The sequence below is a fragment of the Streptomyces sp. NPDC003011 genome (genome assembly GCF_053591515.1).
Map to the genome: position 1 here is coordinate 23618 of NZ_JBSFTY010000101.1, position 6317 is coordinate 29934.

At 68.5% G+C, this 6317-nt stretch carries 8 protein-coding genes; 2 read left to right on the forward strand and 6 right to left on the reverse strand.

Annotated elements, in window-relative coordinates; genetic code table 11:
• Nucleotides 1-91 precede the first annotated feature (91 nt).
• The 4 genes from ACWD0J_RS35610 to ACWD0J_RS35625 all read right to left on the reverse strand — a co-directional run bounded on the left by ACWD0J_RS35610 (nucleotide 92) and on the right by ACWD0J_RS35625 (nucleotide 2478).
• A complete protein-coding gene (locus ACWD0J_RS35610; protein WP_451500005.1) occupies nucleotides 92-451 on the reverse strand; it encodes a hypothetical protein in 360 nt (119 codons plus the stop codon).
• A gap of 185 nt (nucleotides 452-636) precedes the next feature.
• Nucleotides 637-1176 carry a hypothetical protein gene (locus tag ACWD0J_RS35615; protein ID WP_451500006.1) on the reverse strand — a complete coding sequence of 180 codons (540 nt, stop codon included), beginning with the start codon at nucleotides 1174-1176 and terminating at the stop codon, nucleotides 637-639.
• 372 nt (nucleotides 1177-1548) lie between these two features.
• A complete protein-coding gene (locus ACWD0J_RS35620) occupies nucleotides 1549-1905 on the reverse strand; it encodes an SH3 domain-containing protein (RefSeq protein WP_451500007.1) in 357 nt (118 codons plus the stop codon).
• 210 nt (nucleotides 1906-2115) lie between these two features.
• Nucleotides 2116-2478 carry a hypothetical protein gene (locus ACWD0J_RS35625; RefSeq protein ID WP_451500008.1) on the reverse strand — a complete coding sequence of 121 codons (363 nt, stop codon included), beginning with the start codon at nucleotides 2476-2478 and terminating at the stop codon, nucleotides 2116-2118.
• Between the two features lie 481 nt (nucleotides 2479-2959).
• Here ACWD0J_RS35625 and ACWD0J_RS35630 point away from each other — a divergent pair, with 481 nt between their 5' ends.
• Both ACWD0J_RS35630 and ACWD0J_RS35635 read left to right on the forward strand, forming a co-directional pair.
• Nucleotides 2960-3865 (forward strand): hypothetical protein, encoded by a 906-nt coding sequence (locus ACWD0J_RS35630; protein WP_451500009.1) that lies wholly within the window; start codon nucleotides 2960-2962, stop codon nucleotides 3863-3865.
• Between the two features lie 82 nt (nucleotides 3866-3947).
• Nucleotides 3948-4547 (forward strand): hypothetical protein, encoded by a 600-nt coding sequence (locus ACWD0J_RS35635; protein WP_451500010.1) that lies wholly within the window; start codon nucleotides 3948-3950, stop codon nucleotides 4545-4547.
• Between the two features lie 67 nt (nucleotides 4548-4614).
• Here the strand turns inward: ACWD0J_RS35635 and ACWD0J_RS35640 are convergent, their stop codons facing one another.
• Together ACWD0J_RS35640 and ACWD0J_RS35645 are read right to left on the reverse strand one after the other, a co-directional pair.
• Nucleotides 4615-5109 (reverse strand): GNAT family N-acetyltransferase, encoded by a 495-nt coding sequence (locus tag ACWD0J_RS35640; protein ID WP_451500011.1) that lies wholly within the window; start codon nucleotides 5107-5109, stop codon nucleotides 4615-4617.
• Complete coding sequence (locus ACWD0J_RS35645) at nucleotides 5106-6110, reverse strand: hypothetical protein (protein ID WP_451500012.1); 1005 nt, start codon at nucleotides 6108-6110, stop codon at nucleotides 5106-5108. Before ACWD0J_RS35645 ends, ACWD0J_RS35640 begins: the two co-directional genes overlap by 4 nt.
• Nucleotides 6111-6317: the final 207 nt, after the last annotated feature.

The window sequence follows — 6317 nt, forward strand, 5'->3', positions numbered from 1 at the left end:
CCAGCCCACGCCGGTGCGGGGAGAACACAGGCGTAGCGCCCCAACGGGATGAGGGCGGAAACGCGGAAGCTGAAGGAGTCGGTATCTGCGGCTACGCCGGGCTGATCGTGTTGCCGGCCCGGACCCAGCCCCAGGTGCCCGCTTTCAGGCCGCTCCTGGACCTCTGGGTGAGCTTGACGTAGCTCCAGGCCTTGTTGTTTATGCGAACACCGCACTTGGGGCGGTACTTGTCGCCCTTGTAGAGGAGCCCTTTGGCGAGGTAGTTCGTCCCCGGGCCGGTCCGGAAGTTGAGCCCGTCGATGAGCACCTTGTGACGGTCGGGGGTGATGTGGAAGCGGCAGGCCGACGAGCCGACGGCCGAGGCGCTCGGCGCGGCGACCACCGCGCCTCCGCCGAGCAGCGCCGCTGCGGCGGTCAGGGTCGCGAGGCGGCGCTTTGTTCTGGTGATCACAGAAGTCCCTCTCAGCGTGGTAGGTCCCATCCAGCGATTGCGTTGCCGTACCGCTCGGCGCCCGCTGGTGATCGACTGGTGGATACGGTTCACTTCCTCTGCCGCGGCGCTCCTGGCCCGGCGATGGCGCTTCCCACACGGGATGGGGGCCGGTGCGGAAGCAGCTGCGCGAGTCGGGGCGGCGTCTACACGGTGGGGGAAGCCGTGAACAGGATCGGGGCCTTGTAGTCCTTGCCGTCGCCCGACCAGTCCAGCTGTATGTAGCCGTCCGCGAGGTAACGCGCGGATGTGGCCCGGTACTTGAGCGTTCCCGTCTCGTAGGAACCGTTGCCTGCGGCGCTGCTGTTCTCGAGCGCATGCTCCAGGCCGGTGTAGTTCGCGGACTTCACGACCGGATCCGTGCCCCTCACGCTCTTCTTGGTCTCGAGGTGGAAGCGCGCCTTGTTGAAGGTGAAGCTGTTGTTCGTGCCGGACGAGTAGGGGCCGTCCCAATAGACCGTGGCCGTGGTGTAGATGTAGCCGCCGGACCGCTTGGCGCACAGCTCGACGTCGAACTCCCAGTTGTCGCTGTCAGGCCCGCCATACGACGGGTCGTCAAACGACTTGCTGCTGCTGGTCTTGCAGGAGTAGCCGGCCGCGGAGGCCGTTCCGGCGGTGGCGAGCGTGGTGCCGGTGACAGCGGCGGCGGCGAGCAAGGTGATGGCGGTGCGCTTGAGGGCGGACATGGTGCTTCCTCCAGGGAACAAGGTGGTTGGCTGGCCATCCGTGGCCGGGGAGAGGGTGGGAGAGCGGGTGCCGCAGCAGGCGGCTCACCAGCGGATTCCAGAGCCTGGTGTCGTAGCCGTGTCGGGTACGACACCACCGCGTTGTAGGTTCTCGTCGCTCATGTCCTACGGCGAGGCGGTGACCTGCGGCTTCTCGCGGTGTCTCACGCCGTGGCCAGCCGCTCATTCCCACGGCTGTGTCCAAGTCCTCGGCCTTGCCACCGAGGGCGCCTCGCTGACCTGCGAAGTCTCAGCGCTGGCCGCCGACTGGCCACGGTTCGTGAGAAGTGGCCACGAGTCCTGGGAACCTACACGCGTGGCGGGCCGGGCCGGTCAGCCGCCCAGCTGGTAGAGGCCGTCGTCGCGCACCCAGCCCTTGGTGCCCTTGGGGATGCCCGACTTGGAGCGCTTGGAGAGCTGGGCGTAGTCCCAGCTGCCGCGGCTGCACAGCACGGTCAGCTTGTCGCCCCGGTACAGGTAGCCGCGGCTGGCGTACGCGGTGGACGGACCGGTGCGGTAGTTCCAGCCGTTCTTGGCCACGGTGGCGCCGAAGTTCGACCAGTTGACGGTGCACTTGCTGTTCTCGCCCACGGCGTGCGCGGCGGGGGCGGAGGTCACGGTCAGGGTGGCAGCGGCCGCCAGGGCGAGGGCGGCGGGGGCAACCGTGCGGGCGGCGAGATTGCGGATCATCGTGCAGCAACCTTTCGTAAGAGAAGAAGGGACGGATGTCCGCGCCCGGCCGGGGCGTGGCCACTGGCATGCGGGGCGGTGGCCCGTGAGGCAGACGGCCGCCTCACGGCCGTCCTGCCGAGGAAGAGAGACGCGTGTCCGGCGCTGGGCGCGGATGGGCAGCCGGCCGGGGCGCGGTGCCGCCGGGACACAAGGCCGGTTAGCCGTGGGCTACTTGGGGATGGGCGGCGTGGGCGCGGGGTTGGTGCCGTAGGGGTTGGCACACTGGTAGACCATGTAGCCGCGGACCTTCTTGCCGTCGCTCCGCCGCGTGACCGTCCCGCGGGTGTACCACTGCCTCTCAACCTTGCGGTACGCCCACTGGTCGTAGGCGACCCTGTCGCCCCGGTAGCCGATGCCCACCACCGTGGCGGTCTTCGACGGGGCCTTGCGGATCTTGACCGCGCTGCAGCTGACCTTGGTGTGTCCGGTGTCGGCCGCCTGCGCCGTCGAGGCGGTGGCAAGGCCACCGGCAGCGACAGCCAGACCCATCGTCGTGGCCAGGACGGTGCGCTTGAGGCGCTGGGTTATCACGAGGGAACTCCTTCGTGTCGGACGTGCGACCAGGAACCGCCTCAGGGACCGAGGCGCGCCCCTCACTTTGCGAAGGATCAGCGTGAGTGCGGCCAGGCAACATGTGGCAGTCCATTGCGTTCCAGCACGATTTGCGCCCCGATGAGAAGCCAGAATCGGCCACTGCCACTACCGAGGGCGCCAACGCCACCTCCGTTGAGGCGTGCCCGCCTTGCAACGTGACGCGGGTCAGTACTGCCGAATATCAGGTTGTCGTGACAACTTAATATAGGTATGCTGCTGGCGCGGCGCGGCGGAGAAGTACCCCCGCGCCCCTCCCCGCCGGAGTACGTCGTGGGCCGGTGTTCTTCCTCGCCCACCAACACCAGCGCCAGGCGCGCGGATTGATCCAGCAGACAGCGAGAGCCTGCCCCGTCGCACTTTCGGACCAGTCGGCTCCATGCCCCCAGCCCATCTGTGCCACGTCTCAGCGGAGGCCTTTATGACGATCCCCAATGACGAGCGCGCCGCCAACCCGCTCTCGGCCGATGTTCCCGCGGTCATCGGAGTCCTCGGAGACCCGGTCGACTTCCACGCGATGCGTCGTCTTGCGGCGGTCCCGCTCGAGGACTACGGCGCCTACCTGCGCCACGTCGAAGCCCTCCTTCGCAGCCACACCGCCAAGGGTCAGCACACCATCGCGGTGCTCCTCGACCCCACCGACTACGCGGACTTCTGCAGCCAGCGCTCCATAGATCCTGCCGACCCTCTCAGTCGCGCCCTCTTCACGGCCACTGAAGCCGCGTCCTCCGCACACGTCGTCTACGAGGGACAGGACCTCCGTGAGTTGATGGGCACGCTCGCCGAGCGGGCGGTCGAGCAAACCACCTGGGATTTCGCCTCTGGACTGTTGCTCAGCCTGGGCACCTGCTCCCGCTGCGGTCACGACCTCGGCAGTGCCGCGCTTGAGAAAGCCAAGCATCTCCTGGCGGCCCTGCTCGACGGGGCCGGGCCGCAGTGCAGCAGCCGTCTGGTGTGCTCATTCCTCTTCGAGAACAACCCCCTGGCCGCCTCGCTGAATGTCACGCACGCGACGGCCGACGTCCTCGCCGACGCCACGCCGATCGAGGCGGTTCGCTTCACCACGATCCTTGCTGCCGCCCTCGCCATGGGCGGGCCGGGCGGAGTTCTCATGCGCACCACCCCGTCGGCATCTGACGCCCACGAGCGCGTATGCGGCTGGCGAGTCCTGCACGGTCGCCTGTCTCCCCTCACCGCTGCCGAGGTCTTCGACGCGTACTGCACCGGCGCCACGCCCGGCGATCTTGTCGGCCCGGAGTCCGGCGTCGACTACGACGCAGGCTTCGAACTCCCCGAGGACACCGGGGAGCCCGTCCACCGCCATTGACCACTGTGCCCGGGAGGAGCAGGTTCGCTCCCCCGGGCACAGGTCCGCGCGGATGCCCTGAAGGATCGGCGATGATGGGCGAGTGACCAACCGTCTCGATCTCGTCATCGCCGCTTCCCAGGCCGCCGGCCCGTGTCCCCCTGGTCAGGAAGGCCAGTGGAAGGAACGGGTCATGGCGCTGGCCATGGAACTCTTCACGCTGGGCGACGCCCTGGACAGCCGCCTTCAGCGCCTGACTGATCCCAGCCGGAGCAGTCAGTTCACTGCGGTTGTGATCGGAGTGAGTGTCGAGGCGGTGAGTACCCGCGGGGTGCTCACGCTGCTGAACACCTCCAACGAATTCGAGCAGATCCGCACCGACCGCGGCGACACCGACGCCGGGCAGGTCATGATCGAGCACGCCCGGTCCTTGATCAGCCATCGCGTCAGGGTGTACCGCTTCAACGAGCCGATGGCCAAGAATCAGCAGCACAACTCCCGCGTCGCCGTGCACTTGTCCGACCTGGGGGAGGCGAGTGAGCCGATCGCTTCGAACTCCGCCAAGAACTTCCTCGTCAAGGCGGCGGAAGATGACACCGTCGCCTCCAAGCAGGCCTGGCTTGAGGCCGGGCTCCCCGAGTCGGAGCCGGTGACTGCCCGGCAGCTCGCCGCTGCCTTCGCCAAGCTCCCCGGTCCGGCCTAGGCACCTCGGTACGCCCGGCCCTCGGCATCGGGTAGCTGGGCTTCGCCGACGGCCCAAGCTTCACCGCTCATAGGGCTTTGCGAAGCGCACGGTTTACCGCCGGGTCCCGGCCGAGACGATACGCGGCGATGGGTCGGTAGCCCTGCGACCGGTAGAGAGCGAGGGCCGCGGTGTTGGCCACGCCGGTCTCCAACTGCATGTGCGTGAGACCGAGCTGACGCGCATGGTCCTCCAGCTCGTGCAGCAGCTGTCTGCCGAGAGCATGTCTGCGCGCGTCCGGGTGCACGTACATGCGTTTGATCTCGCCCGTGGTCGCGTCGATGCGGCGCCAGCCGCCGCAGCCGACGGGACGGCGGGAGGCGTCGCGAGCGAGGAGGAACAGGCCGGTGGGCGGGTCGTAGTCCGCGGCCGGTGTGTCATTGGGATCGTCGGCATACCCGTAGACCTCAGTCTGGGCAGCCTGGAACTCTCGCAGGAGCTGCTGGACGGCCGGAGTGTCGTACGGGACCGGCTCAATGGCCCATGTGACGGGGAGCTGAGGGCTGCTGGAGGGCGACGTCATACCGCTGATAGTGCCCGGTCGACGACTGCGATGACATCGGAGCGGTCGCCGGAGCGCAGCCGCGGGCCGGCGTGGCGGCGAAGGTCGGTCAGGAGCGCGCGGCAGCGAAGCGACTGGACGCCGGTCACTTGGCCGGCGACGGTCTTCAGGACGTGGGCGGTCGCCTCGGAGTCCTTGGTGAGGAGACGGGCGCGGGCGAGATGGATGCCGTGGAGAACGGCGGAACGCTGGTAGCCGCCGTCGGATCCCTGGCTGACCAGGGGTGAGAGCAGGTCGAAGGCTTCCGTCAGCAGGGTGCGTGAGTGGCGGGGGTTCGTGACGGCGAGTTCTACCAGGGCGTGTCCGGACTCGGCGGCGAGTTGGTCGTCGGTGAAGTAGTACAGGCTGGGCGGATCTTCGGGTGTGCGCCGGGCGATCAGTGCCTGACACTCGTCGGCGGCACGGCGGAAGCCGTCGACATCGCCGGCGCTTGCGTGGGCTGTCGCCAGGCGTCCGAGTGCCCGGGCCCGTACGAGTGGAAGTCTATGGGCGGAGTGCGCGACGGCACTGGCCGCGAAGCGCAGGGCCTCTGCCGGCTGGCCGTGTGCAGCGTGCTGGTAGGCGAGCATGCCCAAGATGTTGGAGACGCTGTCGTGGTCGCCTGCCGCCTGGGCGAAGCGGATGGCCAGCAGCTGGTAGCGCTGGGCCGCTGCGGCGAGGTTTCCGTCGAAGGCCATCCAGCCTCCGAGCTGGGCCAGGCCGGCCGCGTTGCGGAGCAGCCTGGTGCGGATGTCCGGGTTGTACCTGCTGGCCCGCAGGATGAGGACGACTTCGGAGAGGGCCTTTCGGACCTGCCGTTGGGACAGCGGGCCGCCGCCGGTCTGATCGTCCAGTCGGCGCAGCGACTGGAGGCGCTCTTCCAGCGAGGTCATCAGCGGGGGGTGGACGCGTTCGGCGAGGCCGTCCAGGCCGAGGGCCGAGGCACCCTGTTGCCAGGTGCCGTCCCACACAGCCGCAGTCATCTGATCCGGCGTGGCGGCACGGAGTGTTGCGTACTGCGTCGAGTCGTTCGTCCAGGTAGCGGCGCTGGCCAGTACACCCGACAAGTGGTGCGGCCCGACGAGGCCGTCGGTGCCAGGACGTGAACTCCTCGGTGACGTCGGCGAGTCCGCCGTCCTTCACGTAACCGGCCGTGTCGGTGTTGCCGTACTCGACGACGTCGGGGGCGC

Excerpts from the sequence above, each read along its gene's own strand:
- ACWD0J_RS35615 (WP_451500006.1), bottom strand. The coding sequence starts at position 1,176 with ATGTCCGCCCTCAAGCGCACCGCCATCACCTTGCTCGCCGCCGCCGCT.
- ACWD0J_RS35620 (WP_451500007.1), bottom strand. The coding sequence starts at position 1,905 with ATGATCCGCAATCTCGCCGCCCGCACGGTTGCCCCCGCCGCCCTCGCC.
- ACWD0J_RS35630 (WP_451500009.1), top strand. The coding sequence starts at position 2,960 with ATGACGATCCCCAATGACGAGCGCGCCGCCAACCCGCTCTCGGCCGAT.
- ACWD0J_RS35640 (WP_451500011.1), bottom strand. The coding sequence starts at position 5,109 with ATGACGTCGCCCTCCAGCAGCCCTCAGCTCCCCGTCACATGGGCCATT.
- ACWD0J_RS35645 (WP_451500012.1), bottom strand. The coding sequence starts at position 6,110 with ATGACTGCGGCTGTGTGGGACGGCACCTGGCAACAGGGTGCCTCGGCC.